Here is a 25,555-nt window from a genome sequence, read left to right on the forward strand (position 1 = left end):
CCACCGTCGACGGGCCGCTGCCGGGCGGCTGGACGCCCCGCCGCCGCTGAGTCGTCGCGGCCGTGCCGAACGAGGATGGGAGACTGGGGGGATGTCCTCCCCGTTCTCGCTCATCCTGTCCCAGGGCCGTGTGGCCGACCGCACCGACGGGGCCCTGGTGGGCGCCCGGCTCGTGGCCGACGCCCTGTCCGCGCTCCTCGGCACTGACGCGCAGGTGGTGGGCACTCCCGACGCTTCACGCCAGGACGACTGGAGCGAGGCGCTGCCGGCCGCGGCGACGACGCTCACGGGCCTGCGTCACGCCGTCGATACCGCGATCTCCTCGGGCGCGACCCCGCTGCTCGTGACGAACACCTGCGCCGCGAGCCTCGGCACCCTCCCGGCCGTCGCGGAGCATCACCCCGATGCGGTCGTGCTGTGGATCGACGCGCACGGCGACTTCAACACACCGGACACGACCGGATCGGGCTACCTCGGCGGCATGGTGCTCGCGGCCGCCTGCGGGCTCTGGGACAGCGGTCACGGTGCCGGGGTGGATCCGCGCCAGGTGGTCGTGGTGGGCGGGCGCGACATCGACCCCGCGGAGGCCGAGCTGCTGGCGGCCAACGGCGTCACGGTGCTCAGCCCGGGGGAGAGCACCCCGGAGCGACTCCGGGAGCTGGTCGCCGGACGACCCGTGTGGATCCACGTGGACTGGGACGTGCTCGAGCCCGGGTACATCCCCGCCGCGTACCGCGTGGGCGACGGGCTGCTCCCGCACCAGATCGCCGCGCTGTTCGCCTCGCTCCCGGCCGAGAGCGTCCGCGGTGTCGAGCTGGCGGAGTTCGAAGCGGGCGACGCCGAGGTCCCGGAACGCGTCAGCGTGGAGCTCGTCCTCGAGACCGTCCAGCACCTGCTGCGCTGAAGACAGGGAGCGTACCGGCTACGGGGCTGCCCCGGCGGACGTGTCGAGCTTCCACGCCGTGACCTCGACGGTGGATCCCGCGACGATGTCGAGCTCGACCGGCCACGAACCGCGCTCCAGCCCCGGAAGGCGAGCTGCGTAGAGCTGCCGTGCCACGAGCGCCCCCGCGGTCGCGTTGGCGTCCCAGCCGAGCACCGCGGTCGCCTGTCCCTGCGGGGGAACGGTGATCGTGGCGCTCCCGTCGTCCGTGGCGAGGAACGACGATCCCGGAACCACCTCGACGTCGAGCGCGTGTCCGTTCTGGTCGGCGAAGGCGATGTCCGGATAGCCCTCGATCACGCACGGCTGCTCGCTCACGTTGACCAGGTGGATCGCCTGGGCCCGGTGTCCTGTGGCTCCGTCCGCTGCACCGAGGAGCAGCGTGGCGCGGTCGCCGGTGCAGGCGTCGGTCTGGAGGGTCGGTGCACCGACGCCCGGAGCGGTCTCGGCGACGGGATCGCCGACGGCGGTCGGATCGATGAGCGCGCCGGTGTCGTCCGTCGTCGCCTGTTGTGCGGCGTTCTCGCGGATGATGTCCTGCTGTCGCGCGTCGTCGGCGAGCCCGCCGCCGACGACGAACAGCGCGACGCTGACGAGCGCACTGATCAGCGCGGTGCGCGCTCGAACCGGCGGAGCCGCCTGCCCGTCACGACGGCCGAGGAGGACGGCCGGGATCCAGCCGCTCATCACCGCCCAGTACGTCGTCACGGGGGCGCTTTCCACGACGGCCACGGTGAGTCCGCGCAGGCCGAAGTCCTGCAGGTACGAGATCGCCCGGATCGCGTCCAGCCCGAGCCCGAGCACGGCCCCCGCGATGACGGCGGCGAACCACAGAGCCCAGATGCCGCGGCCGGATGGAGCGACGCGGTCGGACACGAACCAGGTGACCGAAGCAAGCACCGCCGCCACGAGCACGAGCATGACGGGCGTCCATGCCGCCGGGAGGCCCCAGGTGTTGGCCTGAACGGGACCGACGCCGAAGAAGCTGAGGAGTCGGGTGACCATGATGTCGGAGCCCCAGAGCCTCGCGGCACCTCCGGCGAGCAGCCACAGCGCGGCGAGGATCAGACCGGCCGTGACGCCACGGGGGAGGCGAGCGATCCGCCGCCGGTCCGACTCGTCGAGACGGGAAGGAGCCGAGGGGGGAGCGGAGGCCATGCGCTCATCCTAGGGGCGAGCGTCGGCGTCGCTCGGGATCCAGACCCATGCGGATGCGTGTGCGCTTGCGTTCGACCAGGATGAAGGTCACACCCAGCGCCCAGAGGGGGAGGGGCGCGAGGAACGCCAGCCGGAATGCGTCGAGGGAGTAGGTCTCGGGCGTGCCTGCGCCCTGCACGTCGAGGAGCAGCCCGATCAGGAAGATCGCGAGGAGTGCGGCGATGAAGCCCCCCGCGTTGGTGACGCCGGTGGCGGTGCTCAGCCGGTGGCTCGGGTTGTGGGTGCGGGCGTGGTCGAACGCGATCATCGATGCCGGGCCCCCGGTGGCCAGGGCGACGGCGAGCACGGTGAGCAGCCACGCCGGAGCCGGCCCGGGGAGGGCGATCACCGCGATCCATGCCGCCGCCTGCACCCCGACAGCCGGGAGCACGAGGGCGAGGGAACGGTGGTTCGGAAGGCGCCGCGACAGATCGCCGATCACCGGCCCCAGGACCATTCCGGCGACCACGTAGATCGAGATGATCCCAGCGGCAGCCGCGGGCCGAAGCCCTTCGCCGACGGTGAGGAACGGCATGCCCCAGAGGAGGACGAAGGCCGTGCCGGCGAACGGTGTGGTGAAGTGGGACCAGAACGCGAGGCGGGTTCCCGGGTGCGCCCACGCTGCCCGGATTCCGACGCCGGTGTCGATGGCGGACGTGACGACGCGGACGACGCCGGTGTCCGTGTTCACCGTCACGTCCGCGCCCCGCTCCGGCGGATGGTTGCGGATGACGAGCCAGACCAGCACCGTGAACAGCAGTCCGAGCCCGGCGATGCTGCCGAACGTGATGCTCCAGCTGGTCGCGTGCAACAGTGCAGCGACGGGTACCAGGGCGATGAGCTGCCCCGCCTGACCGATGATCCCGGTGAACTGCACCATGAGCGGTCCGCGTTGCGCGGGGAACCAGGTCGCCACGAGGCGCAGCACGGCGGGGAATACCGCGGCGTCGCCCGCGCCCAGGAGCACACGCGCGACGATGGCGATGCCGACGCTGGGGGACAGCGCCATGGTGAGCTGACCGGCCGCCATGAGCAGCATCCCGATCGTGATGATGGGCCGCGACCCGTAGCGGTCGAGGAGCACACCGATCGGGATCTGCATCCCGCCATAGACCGCCAGCTGGACGACGGCGAACAGCGCGAGGGTGGATGCGTCAGCCTGGAAGCGATCCGCCGCCTCGACACCCACGGCCCCCAGCGAGGTGCGGTTGGTGATCGCGAGCACGTAGGCGGCGACACCGACCGACCAGATGGTCCACGCGCGCCACCCCGGAGAGGCGGATGCGGGGGAGAGGGGCGGCACCGTTCCACGCTACTCCTGTCCGCCGACGCGCCGGACGAGCGCGATGTCGGTGCCCGCCGGTAGCGTGCGCCGCATGACAGGAACCTCGCAGCACCACACCATCGACTATGTCGAGCTCGTCGTCACCGACCTCGCCGCAGCGAAGCAGTTCTATGCGTCGGCGTTCGGGTGGGAGTTCGTCGACTACGGCCCCACGTACGCCGGGATCGCTTCGGGCAGGGGAGACGGCAGCGAGGTCGGGGGACTGCTCCTCGCCGAGGAGCCGCGGCCCGTCGGAGGCCCCCTCGTGCTGCTCTACTCCGACGACCTCGATGCCACGCGCGACGCGATCGAACCCGCCGGTGGGCGCATCCTGCAGGAGCCGTACGACTTCCCGGGCGGACGACGGCTGCACTTCGCGGACCCGTCGGGCAACGAGCTGGGAGTCTGGTCGGCCGCGTGAGTCCGGGGCGACGGCGTTAGTCTCGTGAGCATGGCCATCGATCCCCACGACAGAGTTTCGGTGGTCATGTTCATCCGTGAGCACGGGCGCGGCGTCGCGGCGACCGTGTCAGCGGGCGGCGAGCCGGAGGCCGCGCTCGTTGGAATGGTGGCTCTCGACGATGGGACGATCCTGTTCACGAGCCGCTCCGAGTCCCGCAAGGTCGCGAACCTCGTGGGCAACGGGGCGGTGGCGCTCGTGGTGGGCACAGAGGGGGCGGTGACCCTGCAGCTCGAGGGGAGCGCCGAGGTGGCTTCGGCCGCGCGGGCGAAGGAGCTGGAGCCGGTGTTCGTGCGGCACGCTCCGGGATCGCGCGTGACCGATCCTGGATTCTCGCTCGTCATCGTGCGACCGCGGTGGGTTCGTTCCTACGACGTCTCCGATGCCGTACCCGTGGTCGTCGAAGCCCTCTGGAGCTGAGCGGCCGCGTCAAGACAGCGCGAATCCCTACTGGTCGACCGACGGTACTGCGAGACGCACCGCCTGGGCGCTCGTGCAGCGGTGGCGGGGAAGGGCGGCAGGGAGAGGCGGCAGGGTCGACGGCCCCACCCGCTTCTCGTCTGACCTGACATAATGTGCATTATCGGTTAATGCACGAGGGGCACCGCGGCCGAGCCACGTCGCCCACACGCTGTCGTGATCGAGCCCATGATGTCTGCACACGAACGCCGATCGAGTTGTGTTGCCTGCTCTGGGCGCGTCCCGGGCTGGCCGCGGAACTGAGCCAATATGAAGACGTGGTGCTGGCGTTCCTTCCAGACCACGGCGGTGTTCTCCTGCAGCGTGCGATCTCCACATCCGGTGACGACGCGCCCGACGAGGTCCAGTTGTATCGATTCCCGAACGGTGCGGCGCTGGACGCCTCTCTCGCCGATCCGCGTCGACGTGAACGCTCCGCCGAACGGGACCGCGTCGTCGCACGCACGACGCGGTCCCGTGGCGATCACGTCTGCGTGATCAGCGTCCGCTCACGTACTCCGCCAGGTGCTCCCCCGTGAGCGTCGATTTTTGGGATACCAAATCTGCGGGCGTCCCTTCGAACACGATTTGGCCGCCGTCGTGCCCGGCGCCGGGTCCGACATCGACGATCCAGTCGGCGTGCGCCATGACCGCCTGATGGTGCTCGATGACGATCACGGTCTTGCCCGCGTCCACGAGCCGGTCGAGCAGCCCCAGGAGCGTGTCGACGTCCGCGAGGTGCAGCCCCGTCGTGGGCTCGTCGAGCACGTAGATGTCGCCCTTCTCCCCCATCTGGATCGCCAGCTTGATGCGCTGACGTTCTCCGCCCGACAGCGTCGACAGGGGCTGGCCCAGCGACAGGTAGCCCAGACCGACGTCTTCGAGGCGGCTCAGAATCGCGGCCGCCGCGGGAAGCTTCGCCTCGCCCTCACTGAAGAAGGCCCGCGCCTCCGCAACGGGCAGATCGAGCACCTCGGTGATGTCCTTGCCGCCGAGGGTGTACTCGAGCACCGCCGCCTGGAAGCGCTTACCGCCGCAGTCCTCGCACGGTGTCTCGATCGTGTCCATGAACCCGAGCTCCGTGATGATGACGCCGGCGCCCTTGCACGTGGGGCACGCGCCCTCGGAGTTCGCGCTGAACAGAGCGGGCTTCACGCCGTTGGCTTTCGCGAAGGCCTTGCGGATGGGCTCCAGCAGACCGGTGTACGTCGCGGGGTTGCTGCGCCGCGACCCCTTGATCGCGGACTGATCGATCGCCACGACGCTCTCGCGACCGGACACCGAGCCGTGGATGAGGGAGCTCTTGCCGGATCCGGCCACACCCGTGACGACCGTCAGCACGCCCGTCGGGATGTCGACATCGACGTTCTGCAGATTGTTGGTCGAGGCGCCGCGGACTTCGATCCGCCCGGCGCCCGTGCGCACGGCGGGCTTGAGCTTCGCGCGGTCCTCCAGGTGCTCCCCCGTGCGGGTGCCGCTGGCCTTCAATCCGTCGACCGTGCCTTCGAAGCAGATCTCGCCGCCCGCGCTCCCCGCTCCTGGACCGAGGTCGACCACGTGATCGGCGATCGCGATCGTCTCGGGCTTGTGCTCCACGACCAGGACCGTGTTCCCCTTGTCCCGGAGTTGCAGCAGCAGCCTGTTCATGCGCTGGATGTCGTGCGGATGCAGGCCGATCGTCGGCTCGTCGAACACGTACGTGACGTCGGTGAGCGCGGACCCGAGGTGCCTCAGCATCTTGATGCGCTGCGCCTCACCCCCCGACAGCGTGCCGGACGGGCGTTCCAGGCTGAGGTAGCCGAGGCCCAGCGTGACGAAAGCGTCGAGGTTCGCGCTGAGGGCCTCCAGCAGAGGCGCGGCACCGGGAAGCGTCAGGCCCCGCACCCAGGCGGCGAGATCGGTCACCTGCATGCGGCACGCGTCGGCGATGCTGATCCCCTCGATCTTCGACGACCGCGCGCCCTCGGTGAGGCGGGTCCCGTCGCACTCCGGGCATACCGCGAACGTGGCGACGCGCTCCACGAACGCACGGACGTGCGGCTGCAGCGCGTCGAGGTCTTTGGAGAGCATCGACTTCGTGATCTTGGGGATCAGGCCCTCGTAGGTCATGTTGATGCCCGAGATCTTCACCTTGGTGACCTCGCCGTAGAGGAAGAGGTGCCGCTGCTTCTCGGTGAACTCCGCGATGGGCTTGTCCGCGGGGTAGAAGCCGGACTGCGAGAAGCCTTTCACCATCCAGCCGTCTGCCGTGTACCCGGGCACCATGATGGCGCCCTCGTCGAGCGACCGGGACTCGTCGACGATCTGCGACAGGTCGAGGTCAGACACCGCTCCCCTGCCCTCGCAGCGCGGGCACATGCCGCCGAGGTAGATCGCGTCCTTCACGATCTTCTTCTCGCCGCCCGGCCCGGTCATGACGCCGCTGGCCTTCTGCGTCGGGATGTTGAACGAGAACGCGGTCGGCCCGCCGATGTACGGCTGCCCGAGCTTGCTGAACAGGATGCGCAACATGGCGTTCGCGTCGGTCACGGTCCCGACGGTCGAGCGCGGGTTGGCGCCCAGCCGCTCCTGGTCCACGATGATCGCGGTGGTCAGACCCTCCAGGACGTCGACGTCGGGGCGCGGCACCGACGGCATGAATCCCTGCACGAACGCGCTGTACGTCTCGTCGATCATGCGGCGGGACTCCGCGGCGATCGTGTCGAAGACCAGCGAGCTCTTGCCCGAGCCGGACACACCGGTGAACACCGTGAGCCGTCGCTTCGGGATGTCGGCGCTGACGTCCTTCAGGTTGTTCTCGCGCGCACCCTGCACGCGGATCAGGTCGTGGGTGTCCGCGGGGTGCGGTGCAGCGGTCATCGGTGTCCTTCTGTTCGGGGCGGCGTCGCCGGTGGCGTCAGCCGGCCTGGTTGATACGGAGGAGGTTGCCCGCCGGGTCGCGGAACGCGCAGTCGCGCACGCCGTACGGCTGATCCATCGGCTCCTGCACGACATCGGCCCCCGCCTCCACGAGATGCTCGAACACGGCGTCGAGGTCATCGCTCGCGAGGGTGAGCGCGCCGTAGCTTCCTTTCGCGATCAGCTCGAGGATGGTCTGCCGCTCGGTGTCGGTGATGCCCGGGTCCGTCGCCGGCGGATGCAGCACGAGGGAGGTCTCCGGTTGGTCCGTCGGGCCGACGGTCAGCCAACGCAGCCCGTCGTAGCCGACATCGTTGCGCACCTCGAAGCCGAGGGCGTCGCGGTAGAACCCGAGCGCCGCCTCGGCGTCGGTGTGCGGGAGGAACGCGTAGTGGATGCTGATGTTCATGATGCTCACGTTAGGTCCGCGTCGGGACGCGGCGCTTCTCGATTCCTGATCGGTCGGATGACCTGCTTCGCCTGGAACGACGGGATCCCCTCGACGGTGGCAGCGCGTTCACGGTACACGCTGGGTGGGACACCGACCAGCTCCGAGAACCGCGTGCTGAACGTTCCGAGCGATGAGCAGCCCACCGCGAAGCAGACCTCGGTCACGCTGAGATCTCCGCGACGCAGCAGCGCCATCGCACGTTCGATCCGGCGCGTCATGAGGTACGCGTACGGCGACTCGCCGTATGTCTCACGGAACCGACGACTCAGGTGCCCCGCCGACATGTGCACGCCGCGGGCCAACGCCTCGACATCGAGCGGTCTGGCGTATTCGCGATCGATCCGGTCCCGCACCTTGCGCATCAGGACGAGCTCGCGCAGCCGGGCATCATCCACCGCCATCACGAGACGATCCTGCCATGACGTGGGGTGTCGCGTGGTGTCGGAGTGCGACGCGTTCCGGCGGTCCTCCCCCGCGAACGCCTGCCGAGCGCTACCCTGGGGGCATCCTCACAGGATCTTCTCAGAAAGGGTCCCCAACCATGTCTGAAGCAATCAACGAGACGAAGTCGTTCTTCTCCTCCATCCGCATCGCCCTCGCCGTGTCCGGCGTGCTCGCCCTGCTCGCAGGCATCGTCCTGCTCGTCTGGCCGGTCAAGTCGGCCGTCATCGTCACGGCGATCTTCGCGTCGTACCTCGTCGTCGCCGGCATCGTCTACATCGGGCTCGGCATCTTCTCGCAGGCGAAGGGCGGCTGGGCACGGGTCGGCCACATCGTCCTCGGCCTGCTGTACATCGCGGCCGGAGTCATCGCGTTCTTCAACCTCAACGTGGCGGCGGCGACGCTCGCCCTGGTCGTGGTCATCTTCATCGGCGTGAGCTGGATCGTCGACGGTGTCGTGGCCCTCTCGCTCCTCGGCAGCGACGGGTCCCGCGTCTGGACCGTGCTCTACGCGATCCTCAGCATCGTCGCCGGAATCATCGTGCTGTTCTCGCCGGCCATCGCGGGCTTCGCGTTCTGGCTGCTCCTCGGCATCTCGCTGATCGTGCTCGGCATCGTCCAGATCGTCCGGGCCATCACGCTGGGCAAGGACGAGAAGAACGTGATCGCCGACGTGCAGGGCTCCCCCGCCGTCTGACCTCACGAGACGACTCCGCCCCGGTGCCGCCACAAGCGGGCCGGGGCGGAGTCGTATCCGAGGATCAGGAGGCGGTGAAGGCGCTCACGTCGCCGACGAGCCGCGTGTTGTCCTCGGGGACCGGATCGATGACCGCCTTCGCGACCTCGGCCGCGAACTCGGACACGTTGTACAGGCGCCCGGCCGACTCGCGGCGCTCCGCAATGGCCCCGGGGTTCGCACGCTCCAGGAGCGTGGCCGTGATGGTGCCCTCGATCATGTCGCCGGAGACCACGGTGAAACCGACGCCCTTCTCGGCGAGACCGGGGATGAGCTCGCGCAGCGCATCCTCACCGGCGCGCTTGGAGAGGGCGACCGGCTCGTACTCCGGCATCGTCGGGGTGGTGCGGATGAAGTGGGCCTGGTGGCTCGTCACGAAGACGACACGGGCGCCGTCGTCGAGCAACGGGGTGGCCGCGTTCAGCACGTTCAGCTGCGCGTCGCGGTTCAGCGTGAGGGCGTAGTCCTCCGCCATCCCGGACTCCATACCGCCGGAGGCGTTGAGCACGAGCACGTCGAGGCGGCCGAACTCCGCGCGCACCGCGTCGAACATGGCGTCCACCGACGCCGTGTCAGTCAGATCCGCGCCGACGACGAGGACCCGCCGACCGAGCTCGCGCAGTTCTGCAGCGAGCTTCTCCGCGCGCGGAGCCTTGTTGCGGAAGTTGATCACGACGTCGGCGCCCGCCTCGGCGAGGTAGCGGACGGTGTCGGCGCCGATCCCCCGGGACGAGCCGGTCACGAGGGCGACCTTGCCGTCGAGGGATCCTGCGGGAAGAACGTCGGTCACGGTGACTCCTCATGATGCGTGAAACGCCGTGAGCGCACGGCTCTCTCACATTACCAAGCGGTCGCGAGGGCACCCCGATCGCCGGGGCAGCGCGTGATACGTTGACCACAAAGGAGGCCGAATGGACAACTTCTCGACTTTCGTCGTGTTCATCGACCAGTGGGCGTGGATCGGATGGCTGGTCCTCATCGCCGTCTTCCTCGTGATCGAGATGCTCTCGCTGGACTTCACGTTCCTCATGCTCAGCTTCGGCGGCCTGGTCGGACTCGTCACGGACTTCCTCGGCGTGCCGGTGTGGATCCAGATCATCATCGCCGGCATCGCTGCCGCCCTCTTCATCCTGTTCCTCCGGCCTCCGCTACTGCGGCGGCTACATCGCGGCGCCGACCCGGCCCGGTCGAACGTGGATGCTCTGGTCGATCTGCGCGGCTTCGCACTGAGCGACATCACGCAGGTGTCCGGGCAAGCCAAGCTCGCCAACGGCGACACCTGGACGGCCCGCTCGTCCTCCCCCGTGCCCATCCCCCAGGGCGCTCCGATCGCCGTCACCGCCATCCACGGCGCCACGGCGATCGTCCGTCCCCTCAACGACTAGGAGAACACGTGGACGACGCATCGTTCATCCCCACGGTGATCATCTGGATCCTGGTGATCGCGGTCATCATCTTCGTGATCGTCACCATCGCCAGGGCCATCCGCATCATCCCCCAGGCGACCGCGGGTGTCGTCGAGCGGCTCGGGCGCTACCACAAGACCCTCTCCCCCGGGCTGAACATCCTGGTGCCCTTCATCGATCGCCTCCGCCCGCTGATCGACATGCGCGAGCAGGTCGTCTCCTTCCCGCCCCAGCCGGTGATCACGGAGGACAACCTGGTCGTGTCGATCGACACCGTCGTCTATTTCCAAGTGACGGACGCGCGCGCGGCGACATACGAGATCGCCAACTACCTCGGCGCCGTCGAGCAGCTCACCACGACCACGCTGCGCAACGTCGTCGGCGGTCTCAACCTCGAAGAGGCACTGACCAGCCGCGACAACATCAACGGGCAGCTCCGCGTGGTGCTGGACGAGGCCACCGGCAAGTGGGGCATCCGCGTCGGTCGCGTCGAGCTGAAGGCCATCGACCCGCCCGTCTCGATCCAGGACTCCATGGAGAAGCAGATGCGCGCCGAGCGGGACCGTCGTGCCGCCATCCTCACGGCGGAGGGCACCAAGCAGTCCGCCATCCTCGAGGCGGAGGGTCTGCGGCAGGCGGAGATCCTGCGGGCGGAGGGCGACAAGCAGGCGGCCGTGCTCCGTGCCCAGGGCGAGGCGGAGGCGATCCAGAACGTCTTCAGCGCGATCCATCAGGGCGCTCCCGACGACAAGCTCCTCGCGTATCAGTACCTCCAGATGCTGCCGAAGATCAGCGAGGGCCCGTCCAACAAGCTGTGGATCGTGCCCAGCGAACTGACGGAGGCACTGAAGGGCATCGGCAGCGCCTTCACCCCGAAGCCGGGCCAGGGGCCCACGGACCCCGCACCCCGCGTGTGACGCACCCGTTCTTCACGAACGCCCGCTCCCCGCGGATCTTCGCGCATCGCGGTCTGGTGACCGCCGCAGGCGAGGAATCCGGGGTGTGGGAGAACACGGCGGGGGCCTTCGCCGCCGCGCACGCGGCCGGCGTCGAGTACATCGAGACCGACTGCCAGGTGACCGCCGACGGGGACGTCGTCCTGGTGCACGACCCCGACCTGCGCCGCCTCGCTGACGACTCGCGCGCGGTGAGCGAGGTCCGCACCCGTGAGTTGCGTGCACTCTTCGCCGATCACGGCGGGCTGCTCACCGTCGGTGATGCGCTCTCGTCCTTCCCCGACGTGCGCTTCAACATCGACGTCAAGACGCCGGCTGCGGCCGGACTCCTCGGCCCCGTCCTCGCCCCGCACACCGAGCGCGTCCTGATCACGAGCTTCTCCGACGCGAGCCGTCGAGCGACGGTCGAGGAAGTGAGACGCGCCGGGGCCGCGCAGCGCCCCGCCACGTCGGGCGGACGCCGCACGATCGCCTCGGCCCGCGCACTGTCGGCCCTCCGCCTCTCCCCCGCGCGTGCCCTGCGTGACATCGACGCGCTCCAGATACCGGAGCGTCGTGGCGCCCTGACCGTCCTCACCCCCGCGCTCCTGCGGGCGGCGCATCGGGCCGGGATCGAGGTGCACGTCTGGACGGTCAACGACCCGGATGAGATGCGTCGCCTCCACCGGATGGGGGTGGACGGGATCGTGTCGGACCGCGCCGACCTCGCGGTCTCGGTCCTCGCTCCAGAGTAGGGCGAGCTCTTTACCCGCCGGCGCTGGGATTCCACTGTGAATACCGCCGAGATCGCGGTCACGTGGATGAAGCCCACAGGCTCGAGCGTTATACCTGACAGCGACGAGAGGACCACACAATGGCAGATCGCAGCCTGCGCGGCATCCGACTCGGCGCCCAGAGCCTACAGAGCGAAGAGGGCGTCGTTTTCATGGAGCGCCGTGAGACCACCTACACCTGTGACACGTGCGGACACGACACCACCCTGATGTTCGCGGCCGACGCCGAACCCCCGCAGACCTGGGAGTGCCGCGCCTGCGGTGCTGAGGCCCGACTGCAGGTCGACGGTCAGTCCGTCACCATCGAGGCGAGCGACGAGAAGTCCGCCCGCACGCACTGGGACATGCTGATGGAGCGCCGCACCCGCGCCGAGCTCGAGGAGCTCCTCGAAGAGCGGCTCGCCTTCATCCGTGCCCGCCGCGGCGCGGGAGAAGATCCCACCAGGGAGAAGATCGGCGCCTAACGCCGACGGGCGCGCCACCACCCGACCACGAGCGCGCCCACCCCGCCCCACAGCAGCATCTGCTGCACCCAGGGGCCGAGGACGACACCCGCCGTGAGGCCGGAGCGCAGCTCGACATCCTCGAGCATCGCTCCGGCCTCATCCGCGTCCAGGCTGGTGATGGTCCGGCCATCGTGGCGGATCACCTGACTCGTGCCGACCGTGGAGATGTTCACCACACTCCGGCCCGTCTCGATCGCCCGCATGCGCGCGAACGCGAGCTGCTGGAGGTTCTCATCGGTACCGCGGAAGTCCGCGTTGTTGGTCTGGAACACCAGCACCTGCGCGCCGTCGCCGATGCCCTCGAGGATCACGTCGTCGTAGATCACGTCGAAGCAGATCGCGAGACCCACCTTCACACCGTCGACCTCGACGATGGGAGCGTTCGTGCCCGGCGTGTACTCGCGCTGGATGAGCCCGATCAGATCAGGGACCAGCGCATTGAAGAACGCGCGGTCGGGAACGTACTCACCGAACGGCACGGGGTGGCGCTTGTCGTGCGACTGCGACGCCTCACCGCTCTGGGTCCACAGCATCGACGTGTTGTAGAAGCGGTCGCCCCGCGCGGTCGGCGCGTTGGCGAGCAACGGGGCATCCACCCGACTGGCGACCAGCGTCATCCGGCGGGCGAGAGCCGAGCTCTCGGCGGGATCGGCGTCGAGGGATCCCTCCGGCCACACGAGCAGATCGAGATCCTCGCCGTAGAGGGGCGCAGTCGCCTCGGTCTGGGCCTGGATCACGGAGAACGGTTCGCGCGAGTCGAAGTAGCCCGTCGGTCCGTTCCCCTGCACGGCTCCGATGCGCATCGTCCCCGTGGCTGCCGTCGGGAACAGCGGGGTGAACATCAGTACCACCACGACTGCTGCGGGAACGACCAGCCGCAGCGGACGCCGCCAGGACCCGGTCCGGACCAGCTCGATCACCATGGCCGTCAGCAGCACCATCAGGAAGCTCAGCCCGCTGACCCCCAGCCACGAGGTGACCGGAGCGAGCGGACTCTCGGCCTGACTCATGCCCAGGCGCGCCCACGGGAATCCGCCGTAGGGCCACCAGCCCAGGAAGAGCTCCCGCCCGACCCACAGTGCGGCGACCACCGTCGGCAGGATGAACAGGCGGCCAGCCGTGCCGGGGAATGCCCGCGGAAGCCAGCGGTAGGCCAGGGCGATGGGGACGAGCGCGACCGCGGTCAGCGCACCCTCGACGACGCTGAGCGCCGCCCAGGGCAAAGGCCCGAGGTAGCGGGAGGTCCAGGACACCAGCAGACCGAAGAAGACGACGCCGTACACGAGGCCGACGAGCAGGGCGCCGCCCGCCCGTCGCCCGATCAACGCGAGCAGCAGGAGCCCGGTGGCCGGGAACGCGAGGATCCAGACCGCGGCCTCGGGGAACGCGAGATCCATGAGCACCGCCGCCCCGACAGCAGCGAGCACCGCGCCCCACAGCGGCAGGAGGGCACGCGGGCGGACGGGGACGGACGGATCGGTCACGGCGCTCACCCTCACATCGACGAGTAGGCGACGATGCCCCGCCGCACGCCGTCGAGGGCGAGCCGAGCGGTGCGCGCGAGAGCGGGGTCTTCGGCGACGATCGAGAGCTGGTCCAGCAGGTCGATCGTCTGCTTCGCCCAGCGGACGAAGTCTCCGGCGGCCATGTCGGCGTCGATCAGGACGCGGTCGAGCGCACCCCCACGCGCCCAGGTGTGCATCGCCCCCGCAAGGCCGGCGGCCAGGGGCTCGCTGCCGGGCAGCTGGTGATCCCGCTCGAGGTCGTCCAGCTCGGCCCAGAGGGCTGTCGTCCGGTCGTACGCGGCGCGGAACGGCCCCCGGGGCAGACCTCGCTCCCCCGTGTTCGACTCGTCCCGCCGCGGCTCGTACACGAGGCAGCAGGCCATGGCGGCGAGAGACGGAGCGTCCAGGCTCTTCCAGAGGTCCTGACGCAGCGACTCGGCGACCAGGAGGTCACGCTCCCCGTAGATCCGCCGCATGGTGCGGCCGGCCTCCGTCAGCAGGGTCTCGTCGTCGTCTCGGCGGAGGTAGTCGAGTGTCTCCAGCACCTCCACCACGCGATCGAACACCCGCGCGACGGTCCCGGTGCGGTTCTCGATCTGGCGGCGCGTGCGATCGGTCTGCCTCTTGAGCTTCCAGTAGCGTTCGGCCCACCGCGCGTGCGCCTCGCGATCCGGACAGCGGTGGCAGGGATGTCGCTGCATCTGCGTGCGCAACGACTGGATGCGCTTCATCCGCTTGTCCCGTGCGGCACGCGGCGCGTTCGCGTCCTGCCGGTTCTTCTTCTCCAGGTCGCTGAGCTCACGGCGGATCGCGGCGTACTCGGGGAAGTCGCCGTGCTCGCAGGCCATGGCGGAGCGATAACCGGCAAGAGACTCCTCCGCCTCACGCACCTGGCGCGCCAGGCCGACGACGGCGCGATCGGCCTGGAACTGCGCGAACGACGACTCCAGGATCTGCCGCGCCCTGCCCTTCCCGAACATGTCGATCAGGTTGACGGCCATGTTGTAGGTCGGCCGGAAGCTGGAGTTCAACGGATACGTGCGTCGGGAGGCGAGGGCGGCCACGGCCTGCGGATCCATGCCCTCGGTCCACTGCACGACCGCGTGGCCCTCCACGTCGATCCCCCGGCGACCCGCCCGCCCGGTGAGCTGCGTGTACTCGCCGGACGAGATCGCGACACGCGCCTCGCCGTTGAACTTCTCCATCTTCTCCAGCACGACGGTCCGGGCCGGCATGTTGATGCCGAGAGCGAGCGTCTCGGTCGCGAACACGACCTTCACGAGCTTGCGCTGGAACAGTTCCTCGACGACCTCCTTGAACGCCGGAAGCAGACCGGCGTGATGGGCGGCCACGCCGCGCTCGAGGTTGTCGAGCCACTCCCAGTAGCCGAGCACACCGAGATCCTCGTCCTGCAGGGTGCGCGTGCGCTCCTCGACGATGGCGCGGATCTCGGCCCGCTCCTCGTTCGAGGTGAGGCGGAGGCCCGCGCGCCGGACCTGCTGCACGGCGGCATCGCAGCCGACACGGCTGAAGATGAAGAAGATGGCGGGAAGGAGACTCGACCGCTCCAGGAGCTCGACCACATCCGGGCGATCCATCCGCTCGATGCGACGCGCGTTGGCCGAGCGCACCGGGCGTCGTCCGCCGCGAGGCGGGCGCTGCGCCTGCCGTCCAGCGTGACGGTTGCTGCGATACGACTGCGCCTGCCGATTCGCCTCGTACGTCGAGCCCGTGAAGGAGCGGATCCGCATGAGCTCCTGGTTGACCTGGGCCGTCGCGAGACCCGCCCTGTCGTCGAACAGCGGAAGCAGGTCGTCGCGCACGAGCACGTGCTGCTCCAGGGGCACCGGCCGCACCTCGGACACGATCACCTCCGTGTCGCCCCGCACCGTGTCGAGCCAGTCGCCGAACTCCTCCGCATTCGACACCGTCGCGCTGAGGGAGACCAGACGCACGCGCGGGGGCAGGTGGATGATCACTTCCTCCCACACGGCTCCGCGGAACCGGTCGGCCAGGTAGTGCACCTCATCCATCACGACGTAGCGCAGGTCGCGGAGCGCGGCGGAGTCCGCGTAGATCATGTTCCGCAGCACCTCGGTCGTCATCACGACGATGCGGGCGTTGCCGTTGATGTTCGTGTCGCCGGTGAGCAACCCGACCTCGTCGGGGCCGTAGACGTCGACGAGCTCGCGGAACTTCTGGTTCGACAGAGCCTTCATCGGCGTCGTGTAGAACGCCTTGTCCGTCGGGCTCTGCATCGCGAGGTGGATCGCGAACTCACCGACGATCGTCTTGCCCGCCCCGGTCGGCGCCGCGACCAGCACGCTGCGCCCGTTCTCCAGGGCGTGACACCCGGCCACCTGGAACGGATCGAGCTGGAATCGCTGGCGCGCGGCGAAGGCGACGGTCTGCGGATGGCTCGCCGCGTCCTGCGCCTGCGCGTAACGGTCGGACGGAGAACTCATACGGCGTCAGGGACGATGCCGGCGGCCGCATCCCTCTTCCGTTTACGCCGATCGAAGAGCAGAGAGAGTCCCGCGGCGGCGAAGAACAGCACGATGAGGATCCCGGCGAGCATCAGCATGCTCACGACGTCGGCGGCGGGAGTCGCGAGGGCGGCGAAGATCGTCGCGATGAGGACCGCGACTCGCCAACCCTTGAGGATGGCGCGACCCGACATGACGCCGGCCAGGTTCAGCGCGACCAGGAACACCGGGAGCACGAACGACACCCCGATCACGATCATCAGCTTGAAGACGAAGTCGTAGTACTCCTGCGCGTAGTAGAAGTTCGTCCCGCCCTCGGGGGTGAAGCTCCACATGAGTTCGATCACGTGCGGCATGATCATGACGCCGAGGTAGCAGCCGGCGAAGAAGAGCGGAACCGCGGCGAGCACGAAGCCGACCGTGTACTTGATCTCCTTGCGCGTGAGCCCCGGCATGATGAACGCCCAGACCTGCCACAGCCAGATGGGCGCGGACAGGAACAGCCCGATCGAGAAGGCGATGCGCATGCGCATGTCGAAGGCCGCGGTCACCGTGCCAAAGTTCAGCGCGCTGAAATCGTCGCCGCGTTTCTCGGTGATGATCCGGATGGGCTCCGTGATGAAGTGGATGACCGGGTCCGCGACGATGAACGCGATCACCATGCCGACCACCAGCGCGAGGGCAGCGTACATGAGACGCTTCCGCAGCTCGACGAGATGCGCGCCGAGCGACATCCGCCGATCCCGGTCGGCCTTCGCCTTCACGGTCGGTTCGATGGCTGCCACGGCCGGTCAGGCGCGAGGCGGAGTCTCAGGTTCGGCGCCCGTGTCCTTCACCGAGGTGGGCTCAGCGACGGCGGACTCGGCGCGCGTCGCATCTTCTTCCTTCATCGCCTTCATCTCACCCTTGAACACGCGGGCGGACTGCCCCATGCTCTTCGCGAGCGCCGGCAGCTTGGCAGCGCCGAAGAGAAGGAGGATGACGGCGAGCACGATCAGCAGGTGCCAGCCTTGCATTCCAGCGAACATATCGACATTCCCGTCGTCGGGGGGCTTTCGTCCCCAGTCTACAGATCAATCCTGCGTATCGGGCTGGTGGTACAGCGCGAGTCCCGCCTCCGCCCACTCACGCGTCGCCGACCGAGCGACTCCCGGCTCCCGGACTTCCATCGCTCCGCCGAACCTGGCCGCGAGGCGCTTGATGCCGCGCGGGTCCGCCAGATGCAGACGGGCCGTCACGACGCCGTTCGCGGGCTCCATCGCTTCCGCCGGCAGGAACCCGCTGAGCAGCGGGGCGAGCCGCTCCGGCACGCGCACCGTGACCTCGCCTTCGTCCTCCAGGCCGGCGAACGCCTCGGGAACCTGGTCACCGCCGTGGGTACTGGGGATGTCGGTCAGCGTCGGCTCGCTCACCCGATCCAGGTGAAAGGTACGCATCGCTTCGCGCATGTGGCACCATCCCTGCAGGTACCACTGCCCGTTCGTGATCAGGATCTGGACGGGATCGACGGTGCGCGTGGTCGGAGCCGAGTCAGGCGCCTGGTAGGTGAACGAGACGGCGACGCCCTGCTGCAGCCCGCGCGACACCACGGAACGGACCTCGTCGACGGCGCTCGGCGCCACGACGACATCGGCGGGGGCATCGGCCGCACCGCGGGAGAGCTTCGAGATCAGACCGGCGACGAGACCCGAGTCGGAGACCGCCGGAACGGCCGCCACCATCTGCAGCCCGGCCAGGAGCGCGGCGGCCTCCCGGGCGGTGAACCGCGGAACCCGGCGCAGCGCGACGTCGTTCGTGATCTCGATGACGTCCTCCAGCTCGAGCAGGTCCCAGTTGATGTCGAACATCTCCTGAGGCTGCTGCCAGAATCCGGCCTCGCCCGGCAATCCGATCACGGTGAGCTTCTCGACCATCGCGCGCATCTCGCGCGGCGTGACGCCGAACTCCTCCGCGGCCTCCGCGAGAGATACCTGCCCGTGCTCGAGCAGGTAGGGAACGAGTGTCAGGTACAGGCGTACGCGATCAGCGGCAAGGAGCGGCTTCTGCTGCGGGCTCATGCGCGTGCCCCCGTGTCGGTGTGCGCATCCACGACAGCGGACAACCGGGCGACCACGGCGTCACGCAGCGGGGCAGGCTCGACCACCCGTACCTCGGGACCGTACGAGGCCAGCTCGTCGGCGAGGATGTGCAGGTCCACGAATGGCACGCGGATGCCCTGCGCGGCCGCGGTCGCGCGTCGTCCGAGCCTCAGCGCGGCCTCGGTGCCCGGAGTCACCTCCATAAGCGCGGAGTTCGCCGCCGCGACCTGCTCGAGTCCGCTCAGCGCGCGCTCCCCCGCTCCCTCGCGCAGGGCGGGGTCGAACGACGTCGCGCTCACCGCCACGTCGCCCACGATGCGGCTCAGCAGGAAGGTGCGGTCCTCCTCCACATCCACATCGACCCCGTAGACGTGCCAGCGCGCCTCATAGTCCACCAGTGCCAGCGGCCGGACGCGGCGACGACGCGGCGCATCCTCCCCGGGCTTCAGATAGTCGAACGACACCACACGGCTGCGCTCGATCGCGTCCTGCAGCGGCGAGAAGGCCGCGTCCCGTGCGGTGATGCGCGGAGCGAAGCCGATGATCGGCTCATCGCCGTCGATACCGAGAGCGCGGATCTTGCGCACGCCCGACTGGGCGTCGCCCGAGACCGACTCCGCACTCCACACGCTTCCCGCCAGGCGCAGCACCGCGAGCTCCGCCGCGGTGAACTCGATGTCGCTCGGCAGGTCGTACTCCGCTTGGGGGATGCGGTACCGCGCCTCCCGGAGATCGTTCGGGTCGGCAGCATCGCCGATCGTCTCGATCGGCACGCCGAGCGACCGGAGCTCGTCCTTGTCGCGCTCGAACATCTTCTCCAGGGCATCGGAGCGCGTACCCGCGTCCGCCCGCTGCCGATACCCCGAGACGTTGTCGAGGATCTGCTGCTTCGTCAGCCCGATCTCCGTCGCCATCAGCGCCACGACGAGGTTCGTCAGGCGCTCTTCGGCAGGGATCCGGGCGGCCATCACGGAGCGGCTGAGGGGGCGATGCCGAGGATGTCCACCACGACGGCCATCGCGACGGAGTTCTCGGTCTTCGGGAGCACGACGAGCACCTGCGAGCCGACCGGGTGCCCCACGAGGGCCTCAGCCACGGGGGGTGCGATCTGCGCCATCTGATCGACGGCCTGCTGGCCCCAGGAGCTCTGGATGACCTTCTTGTCGTCCCAGCCCACGGCCGTGAAGTGAACGAGCGGAGAGTCGTCCTTCGTGACCTTCTCTCCGTCACCGAGGATGAGCGTCTGCACGACCTGCTTCTTCGGTGCGGCGCTGTCCGGGATGATCACGCCGGGAGTGCCGTCGGGAGCACGGACCACGGTCGGCATGCCCTGCGCGTCGTTGAACTGCAGCGAGCCCTCGGCGCGCGGGTGGAACGCATCAACGACGTCGACCACGAAGACGGCGACGTCGTCCTCCGCCATGCCGAAGCCCTTGAGATTCGCGGCACCGAAGTCGTCGGGCGTGAGCCCGGCCACGACGCGGCTTCCGGCGGTCGCGCACTCGAGGACGTCGGCAAGGCCGGGCGCCTGCGAGGCCCACGACTCGATGCTGGACGCGCGCGTGCTGTCGCTGTCGTAGGACGTGGCGAACACCTTCTCACCCGTCTCGCCGCTGTAGATCGAGAGCTGCACGATGATCAGCTGCGCTTCGTCGACGATGCGACGGCCGTCTCCGGTCACCGCGTCGGTGAACGACGTCTCGGTCAGGCGGAGGGGACTGAAGATGTCGACGTCGGGCGTGGAGCCGACCTCTCCGTCGACAGTCACGGCGTCGCCGATGCCGTTCGCGTGGCCCGTGCGATCGCACGAGGCGTCGGCGGAAGACGCGGTCACGCTGCACCCGGTCAGAGCGAGGGCGGCGAGACTGAGGGTGGCCAGAACGGCGGACGTTTTACGCACGCGCTCCAGTCTATTCCGTCGACTGCCCGGATTCGCGCGACGCGGCGGCCTGGCGCGCGCCTTCGGCGGCCTTTCCCGCCTCGCGAGCCCGCTTGCGGAGGTTCTTGTCCGTGATCTCGCGGTCGCCGACGGCCCCCGGCGTCCACAGCTCGACGTCGGCGTCGCTGTAGCTGCTCTTCGACGCGCGCCGCTTGACCGACGGCGCGACCGCGCCGGGCGCGAGCCGGCGGGCCGTGAGGAGGAAGCCGGTGTGCGCCACCATCCGGTGATCCGGTCGCACCGCGAGCCCCTCGACGTGCCAACCGCGCACCATGGTCTCCGACGCATCGGGATCGGTGAACAGACCGGTTCCGCGGATGTACTCCGCAACCCTCGAGAGCTGGGTCGCGGTCGCGATGTAGCAGAGCACCACGCCGCCCGGTGTGAGCGCGTCGGCCACCGCGTCGATGCACTCCCACGGAGCGAGCATGTCGAGGACGACCCGGTCGACGGAACCGGCCTCGACCTCGGCGGGCAGGGCCTCGACGAGATCGCCCACCACCACTCGCCAGGTGTCGGGGGTCTCGCCGAAGAACGTCTCCACATTGCTGCGGGCCACGTCGGCGAACTCCTCGCGCCGCTCGAACGAGATCAGGGTCCCGGCGGGTCCGATCGCGCGCAACAGCGACAGGGACAGCGCGCCGGAGCCGACGCCCGCCTCGACCACCGTCGCCCCGGGGAAGACGTCCGCCTGCATCACGATCTGCGCTGCATCCTTCGGGTAGACGATCGCCGCACCGCGCGGCATCGACATCGCGAAGTCGCGCAGCAGGGGGCGCAGGGCCAGATACTCGTGCCCGGAGCTGTTCGCCACGACGGAGCCGTCGGGAAGCCCGATCAGGTCGCGGTGCCGCAGCACGCCGTGGTGCGTATGCAGCTCGCCGTCCTCGCGCAGCGTGACCGTGTGCAGGCGCCCCTTCGGGCCGGTGAGCTGAACGCGGTCGCCCTCGCGGAACGGACCGCTCGGTCGCTGGGTCGCCGTCATCGGGTCGCCTCCGTGGTCGTGTGCGCGCCGAACAGCTCGGCGATGTCCGCGGCACCGCGGAGGTGCAGTGTGGGCCAGAGTTGGTGGGCGCCGAGGCCGTCGAGCGGCACGATGTGCGGCACCCCCAGCGTGAGCGCCCCCGACGCGAGACCCGCTCGCAGCCCCGTCGGGGAGTCCTCGATCACCACGACCTCCGCGATGTCGACATCCAGCAGCGCAGCGGCCTGCAGATACGGCTCAGGGTGGGGCTTGGGATTGTCCACGTCGTCGCCGGCGACGACGACGTCGAAGGCCTCGAAGTCGATCAGGTCCACCACGTCCAGGGCCATCCGGCGCAGCGACATCGTGACCAGGCCCGTGCGGATGTCGGCGGCGCGCAGGTCGCGCAGCAGCTCGCGAGCCCCGGGGCGGAACGGCACCCCCTGCGTGCGCAACGCCTGCTGCACGGCGTCGGTGAGGTGCGAGACGATCGCCTCCGGCTCCAAGTCGACGCCCGCGTCCTGCAGGATGATCGCACTGTCGAGGAGCCCGCTGCCGACGAGCCGCAGGGCGTCTTCGTGCGTCCAGGTCCCTCCGAACGACTCGACCAGCGCGGTCTCGGCCGCCATCCAGTAAGGCTCGGTGTCGACGAGTGTTCCATCCATGTCCCAGAGGACCGCGCGGGGCTTGCTGCTCACTGAACCCATGCTAGCCGGGCGCGGCCCACATCCCGCCGTCGCGGGCTAGCCTGGGGTGACCGGAACCGCGAACCCGATGGGAGCACATGGTGGATGTCCTCGGTCCCCGCATCGTCATCGCCGCGTTCGACGGCTGGAACGATGCGGGCGAAGCGGCCAGCGGCGCGATCGCGGCGCTGCAGTCGTCCGGCGACTACGACCTCGTGCATTCCGTCGACCCCGAGCTGTACTTCGACTACCAGTACACGCGTCCCGCCACTCGCATGGATGCGGAGGGGCGCCGTCAGCTCACCTGGCCGGAGGCCGGGCTCTGGCGTCCGCGGAACCCCGGGCCCGGCCCGGAGTTCTGGCTGCTCACCGGCGCCGAGCCCGCCCGCACCTGGCAGGCGTTCGCCTCGGAGTTCATCGACGTCGCGCTGCGCGACGACGTCACCGGTTTCGTGACCCTCGGCGCGATGCTGTCGGACGTGCCGCACACCCGACCCATCTCGATCTTCGCCTCGAGCCAGAACGACCAGGTGCGTGAGGCGCACGGCCTCGAGCGATCGGTGTACGAAGGTCCCGTCGGCATCCTCACGGTGTTCGAGCACTTCGCGGAGAACGCCGGGATCCCCTCGGTCAGCCTCTGGGCCAGCGTGCCCCACTACGTCGCCTCTGCCGCCCCCTCGCCGAAGGTGACGCTCGCCCTCCTCGATCGACTCGAGGAGCTCACCGGTGTCGACATCGACCGCCGGCACCTGCGCACCGAGGCAGCCGCATGGGAGGCGTCGATCGACGCTGCGGCATCCGAGGACGAGGAGATGGCCGAATACATCCGTCAGCTGGAGCGCACGCGCGACACCTGGGACTCGCCCGATGCCTCCGGCGACGCGATCGCCCAGGCGTTCGAACGCTACCTGCGCCGCCGCGACGACGGACCGGGCGACCGCAAGCGCTGACGGGGACGCGCCGCGCTCAGGCGGGGATGACGCCCATACCCAGCAGCACGAGCAGCACGGTGCCGAGCAGGATGCGGTAGATCACGAACGGCAGGAAGCTGCGCTTCGAGATCCAGCTCATGAAGAACGCGATCACTCCGAGCGCCACCACGAAGGCGACACCGGTCGCCGCGAGCGTGTCGCCGAAGGAGAAGAACGACGGCTCGCCCCAGCTCTTGAACACCTGGTAGAAGCCGCTGCCGAAGACGGCGGGGATCGCGAGCAGGAAGGCATAGCGCGCAGCAGCCGCCCGCTCGTAGCCCAGGAACAGCCCCATCGTGATCGTGCCGCCCGACCGCGAGACGCCGGGGATCAGCGCGAGAGCCTGCGCGAAACCGAACGCGATGCCGTGCGGATACGTCAGATCGCCGAGCTTGCGCCGCTTGGCGCCCACGTAGTCGGCGATTCCGAGCAGGATGCCGAACAGGATGAGCATGATCGCCACGAGCCACAGCGAACGGAACACCGTCTCGATCTGGTCCTGGAACAGCAGACCGAGCACGACGATCGGAACGCTGCCGATGATGATCAGCCACCCCATGCGCGCATCCGGGTCGTTACGCGGCACCGCGCCGGTGAGCGAGCGGAACCACTGGGACACGATGCGGACGATGTCGCGCCAGAAGAACACGACGACGGCGGCCTCGGTGCCGATCTGCGTGATGGCGGTGAACGCCGCACCCGGGTCCTCCCCCGACGGCAGGAAGGTCCCGAGGATGCGCAGATGCGCACTCGATGAGATCGGGAGGAACTCGGTCAGTCCCTGGACGATCCCCAGGATGAGCGCTTCGAACAGATGCATGGCAGGGCCTTCAGATCTCGGGAGGGCACGGAGGGCGCGAGCGTCACTCAGTACGTGCGCAGCAGATCGGTCAGCACCCGCTGACCGAAGACAAGAGAGTCTACGGGCACCCGCTCGTCGACTCCATGGAACATGCCCGTGAAATCCAGGTCGGCGGGCAGTCGCAGCGGTGCGAAGCCGTACCCGGTGATGCCGAGAGCCGCCAGCGCTTTGTTGTCGGTCCCGGCGCCGAGCAGGTAGGGGATGACGGGAACGCCCGGATCGTGGCGTCCGAGAGCCGCGACCATCGCGTCGACCAGGTCGCCGGAGAACGCCGTCTCCATGCCGATGTCGCGCACCACCGTCTCGATGCGGATGTCGTCGCCCACGATCTGCTGGAGCTCGGCGAGCACGTCGTCCTCGGTGCCGGGGATCACGCGCACGTCGATCAGCGCCTCCGCACGCTCGGGGATCACGTTGTGCTTGTATCCCGCGGCGAGCACGGTGGGATTGGTGGTGGTGCGGAACGTGGAGCGCAGGAAGGCCTCCGCCGGGCCCGCGGCCGCCGCCAGCGCGTCCGGGTCGTCGACGCTGCGCCCGCTGAGCGCGCTGAGGCCCTCCAGGAGCGCCGTCGTGGTGGGGGTCAGTCGGATGGGCCAGCGCGTGCGGCCGATCGCGGCGACGGCCTCGGCGAGCCTGGTCACCGCGTTCTCCTCATGCAGACGACTGCCGTGGCCCGCGCGACCGGTGGCGACCAGCCGGATCCAGATCAGCGCCTTCTCGCCCACCTGCAGGAGATAGGCCCGGCGATCGTCGACCGAGATGGAGTACCCGCCCACCTCGCTGATCGCGTCGGTCGCCCCGGCGAACCACTCCGGGCGATCCTTGACCACGAGCGCCGACCCCTCGACACCACCGTTCTCCTCGTCGGCGAAGAACGCGAGCACGAGATCGCGCTCCGGCTGCTCCCCCGCGCGGAGGATGTCGGCGACCGACGTGAGGATCATCGCGTCCATGTTCTTCATGTCGACCGCGCCTCGGCCCCACAGCATGCCGTCGCGCACGATCCCGGCGAACGGATCGACGCTCCAGTCCTCGGCGACCGCCGGTACGACGTCGAGGTGACCGTGGACCACGAGGGCGGGCTTGCTCGCATCGCGTCCCCGCACCCTCGCCATGACGTTCGTGCGTCGCGGCACCGGCTCGTAGTACTCGACCGGCAGCCCGAGCGCCTCCAGATAGGCGCCGACGTACTCCGCGGCCTCCCGCTCCCCCTTCGCGTTTCCGCCTCCGTAGTTGGATGTGTCGAAGCGGATGAGGTCGCTCGCGACGCGCGCGACCTCGGGCAGCGAGGGATCGGTCATGCGTCCCAGGCTATCGAAACAGCGTGCCACGCCCGGGCGTCGCGCCCAGTTCGATCGCCCCTTCAGAACGTGCTAATGTCATTCTTCGGTCGGCAACGACACATCCCACACCTGCGCGGGTGGCGGAATGGTAGACGCGCTAGCTTGAGGTGCTAGTGCCCGATAGGGCGTGGGGGTTCAAGTCCCCCTCCGCGCACAGACACGAAGGCCCCG

At 69.3% G+C, this 25,555-nt stretch carries 26 protein-coding genes and 1 tRNA gene; 10 read left to right on the forward strand and 17 right to left on the reverse strand.

Going from position 1 to position 25,555, the window contains the following annotated elements:
- Positions 1 to 91 precede the first annotated feature (91 nt).
- Positions 92 to 904, forward strand: a complete 813-nt coding sequence (locus DW309_RS09420) for an arginase family protein (protein ID WP_136045223.1) — start codon at positions 92 to 94, stop codon at positions 902 to 904.
- Positions 905 to 922: 18 nt separating this feature from the next.
- Here DW309_RS09420 and DW309_RS09425 read toward each other — a convergent pair whose 3' ends face one another.
- The gene (locus DW309_RS09425; RefSeq protein ID WP_136045224.1) at positions 923 to 2,101 is read right to left on the reverse strand and encodes a DUF4232 domain-containing protein; all 1,179 of its coding nucleotides are present in this window, start codon (positions 2,099 to 2,101) and stop codon (positions 923 to 925) included.
- A 4-nt stretch (positions 2,102 to 2,105) separates the two neighbouring features.
- Positions 2,106 to 3,443, reverse strand: a complete 1,338-nt coding sequence (locus tag DW309_RS09430; protein ID WP_136045225.1) for an MFS transporter — start codon at positions 3,441 to 3,443, stop codon at positions 2,106 to 2,108.
- Between the two features lie 73 nt (positions 3,444 to 3,516).
- Between DW309_RS09430 and DW309_RS09435 the strand changes: the two genes are divergently transcribed.
- Positions 3,517 to 3,885: a VOC family protein gene (locus tag DW309_RS09435; RefSeq protein ID WP_136037347.1), complete on the forward strand. Its 369-nt coding sequence runs from the start codon at positions 3,517 to 3,519 to the stop codon at positions 3,883 to 3,885.
- 30 nt (positions 3,886 to 3,915) lie between these two features.
- A complete protein-coding gene (locus DW309_RS09440) occupies positions 3,916 to 4,344 on the forward strand; it encodes a pyridoxamine 5'-phosphate oxidase family protein (protein ID WP_136045226.1) in 429 nt (142 codons plus the stop codon).
- A 537-nt stretch (positions 4,345 to 4,881) separates the two neighbouring features.
- Here DW309_RS09440 and DW309_RS09450 read toward each other — a convergent pair.
- The 3 genes from DW309_RS09450 to DW309_RS09460 are packed head-to-tail and all read right to left on the reverse strand — an operon-like array spanning position 4,882 to position 8,133.
- Complete coding sequence (locus tag DW309_RS09450) at positions 4,882 to 7,242, reverse strand: ATP-binding cassette domain-containing protein (RefSeq protein WP_136045227.1); 2,361 nt, start codon at positions 7,240 to 7,242, stop codon at positions 4,882 to 4,884.
- 37 nt (positions 7,243 to 7,279) lie between these two features.
- Positions 7,280 to 7,690, reverse strand: a complete 411-nt coding sequence (locus DW309_RS09455) for a VOC family protein (protein ID WP_136045228.1) — start codon at positions 7,688 to 7,690, stop codon at positions 7,280 to 7,282.
- Between the two features lie 5 nt (positions 7,691 to 7,695).
- On the reverse strand, positions 7,696 to 8,133 hold the full coding sequence (locus DW309_RS09460; protein ID WP_136032445.1) for a helix-turn-helix transcriptional regulator: 438 nt from the start codon (positions 8,131 to 8,133) through the stop codon (positions 7,696 to 7,698).
- A 140-nt stretch (positions 8,134 to 8,273) separates the two neighbouring features.
- On the opposite strand from DW309_RS09460, the gene DW309_RS09465 reads away from it, so the two are divergent.
- A complete protein-coding gene (locus tag DW309_RS09465; protein WP_136032374.1) occupies positions 8,274 to 8,870 on the forward strand; it encodes an HdeD family acid-resistance protein in 597 nt (198 codons plus the stop codon).
- Between the two features lie 64 nt (positions 8,871 to 8,934).
- Here the strand turns inward: DW309_RS09465 and DW309_RS09470 are convergent, their stop codons facing one another.
- On the reverse strand, positions 8,935 to 9,699 hold the full coding sequence (locus tag DW309_RS09470; RefSeq protein WP_136032372.1) for an SDR family oxidoreductase: 765 nt from the start codon (positions 9,697 to 9,699) through the stop codon (positions 8,935 to 8,937).
- Between the two features lie 121 nt (positions 9,700 to 9,820).
- On the opposite strand from DW309_RS09470, the gene DW309_RS09475 reads away from it, so the two are divergent.
- The 4 genes from DW309_RS09475 to DW309_RS09490 all read left to right on the forward strand — a co-directional run bounded on the left by DW309_RS09475 (position 9,821) and on the right by DW309_RS09490 (position 12,508).
- Positions 9,821 to 10,294 carry an NfeD family protein gene (locus tag DW309_RS09475; protein WP_136045229.1) on the forward strand — a complete coding sequence of 158 codons (474 nt, stop codon included), beginning with the start codon at positions 9,821 to 9,823 and terminating at the stop codon, positions 10,292 to 10,294.
- An 8-nt stretch (positions 10,295 to 10,302) separates the two neighbouring features.
- A complete protein-coding gene (locus DW309_RS09480) occupies positions 10,303 to 11,232 on the forward strand; it encodes an SPFH domain-containing protein (protein ID WP_136032368.1) in 930 nt (309 codons plus the stop codon).
- On the forward strand, positions 11,229 to 12,005 hold the full coding sequence (locus DW309_RS09485) for a glycerophosphodiester phosphodiesterase family protein (protein ID WP_136032366.1): 777 nt from the start codon (positions 11,229 to 11,231) through the stop codon (positions 12,003 to 12,005). Before DW309_RS09480 ends, DW309_RS09485 begins: the two co-directional genes overlap by 4 nt.
- Positions 12,006 to 12,124: 119 nt before the next feature.
- Entirely contained in the window at positions 12,125 to 12,508 is a 384-nt protein-coding gene (locus tag DW309_RS09490; protein WP_136032364.1) for an RNA polymerase-binding protein RbpA, read from the forward strand.
- Here DW309_RS09490 and lnt read toward each other — a convergent pair.
- From lnt to DW309_RS09535, 9 genes are all read right to left on the reverse strand, one after another.
- Entirely contained in the window at positions 12,505 to 13,947 is a 1,443-nt protein-coding gene (lnt, locus tag DW309_RS09495) for an apolipoprotein N-acyltransferase (RefSeq protein ID WP_446724700.1), read from the reverse strand. The genes DW309_RS09490 and lnt overlap by 4 nt on opposite strands.
- Before the next feature lie 98 nt (positions 13,948 to 14,045).
- Entirely contained in the window at positions 14,046 to 16,520 is a 2,475-nt protein-coding gene (locus DW309_RS09500) for a DEAD/DEAH box helicase (protein ID WP_136045231.1), read from the reverse strand.
- The gene (gene tatC, locus DW309_RS09505) at positions 16,517 to 17,275 is read right to left on the reverse strand and encodes a twin-arginine translocase subunit TatC (RefSeq protein WP_136032443.1); all 759 of its coding nucleotides are present in this window, start codon (positions 17,273 to 17,275) and stop codon (positions 16,517 to 16,519) included. The genes DW309_RS09500 and tatC overlap by 4 nt, the downstream gene beginning before the upstream one ends.
- Before the next feature lie 57 nt (positions 17,276 to 17,332).
- On the reverse strand, positions 17,333 to 17,569 hold the full coding sequence (gene tatA, locus DW309_RS09510) for a Sec-independent protein translocase subunit TatA (protein WP_136032358.1): 237 nt from the start codon (positions 17,567 to 17,569) through the stop codon (positions 17,333 to 17,335).
- Between the two features lie 45 nt (positions 17,570 to 17,614).
- The gene (locus DW309_RS09515) at positions 17,615 to 18,598 is read right to left on the reverse strand and encodes a helix-turn-helix transcriptional regulator (protein WP_136045232.1); all 984 of its coding nucleotides are present in this window, start codon (positions 18,596 to 18,598) and stop codon (positions 17,615 to 17,617) included.
- Positions 18,595 to 19,587, reverse strand: a complete 993-nt coding sequence (locus DW309_RS09520; RefSeq protein WP_136045233.1) for a helix-turn-helix transcriptional regulator — start codon at positions 19,585 to 19,587, stop codon at positions 18,595 to 18,597. The genes DW309_RS09515 and DW309_RS09520 overlap by 4 nt, the downstream gene beginning before the upstream one ends.
- A complete protein-coding gene (locus DW309_RS09525) occupies positions 19,587 to 20,519 on the reverse strand; it encodes an FKBP-type peptidyl-prolyl cis-trans isomerase (protein WP_136045234.1) in 933 nt (310 codons plus the stop codon). Before DW309_RS09525 ends, DW309_RS09520 begins: the two co-directional genes overlap by 1 nt.
- 10 nt (positions 20,520 to 20,529) lie before the next feature.
- The gene (locus DW309_RS09530; RefSeq protein WP_136032350.1) at positions 20,530 to 21,543 is read right to left on the reverse strand and encodes a tRNA (adenine-N1)-methyltransferase; all 1,014 of its coding nucleotides are present in this window, start codon (positions 21,541 to 21,543) and stop codon (positions 20,530 to 20,532) included.
- The gene (locus tag DW309_RS09535; RefSeq protein WP_446724697.1) at positions 21,540 to 22,220 is read right to left on the reverse strand and encodes an HAD family hydrolase; all 681 of its coding nucleotides are present in this window, start codon (positions 22,218 to 22,220) and stop codon (positions 21,540 to 21,542) included. The genes DW309_RS09530 and DW309_RS09535 overlap by 4 nt, the downstream gene beginning before the upstream one ends.
- Before the next feature lie 89 nt (positions 22,221 to 22,309).
- Between DW309_RS09535 and DW309_RS09540 the strand changes: the two genes are divergently transcribed.
- Positions 22,310 to 23,158, forward strand: a complete 849-nt coding sequence (locus tag DW309_RS09540) for a PAC2 family protein (RefSeq protein WP_136045268.1) — start codon at positions 22,310 to 22,312, stop codon at positions 23,156 to 23,158.
- Between the two features lie 16 nt (positions 23,159 to 23,174).
- Here the strand turns inward: DW309_RS09540 and DW309_RS09545 are convergent, their stop codons facing one another.
- Entirely contained in the window at positions 23,175 to 23,999 is an 825-nt protein-coding gene (locus tag DW309_RS09545; protein WP_136032346.1) for an undecaprenyl-diphosphate phosphatase, read from the reverse strand.
- A gap of 47 nt (positions 24,000 to 24,046) precedes the next feature.
- Complete coding sequence (locus DW309_RS09550) at positions 24,047 to 25,342, reverse strand: M20/M25/M40 family metallo-hydrolase (protein ID WP_136045236.1); 1,296 nt, start codon at positions 25,340 to 25,342, stop codon at positions 24,047 to 24,049.
- Positions 25,343 to 25,455: 113 nt separating this feature from the next.
- Here DW309_RS09550 and DW309_RS09555 point away from each other — a divergent pair.
- Positions 25,456 to 25,538 (forward strand) — tRNA-Leu (locus DW309_RS09555).
- The last annotated feature ends 17 nt before the right edge of the window (positions 25,539 to 25,555 follow it).

Source organism: Microbacterium sp. K41, from assembly GCF_004794395.1.
In the GTDB taxonomy this organism is placed as follows: domain Bacteria; phylum Actinomycetota; class Actinomycetes; order Actinomycetales; family Microbacteriaceae; genus Microbacterium; species Microbacterium sufflavum.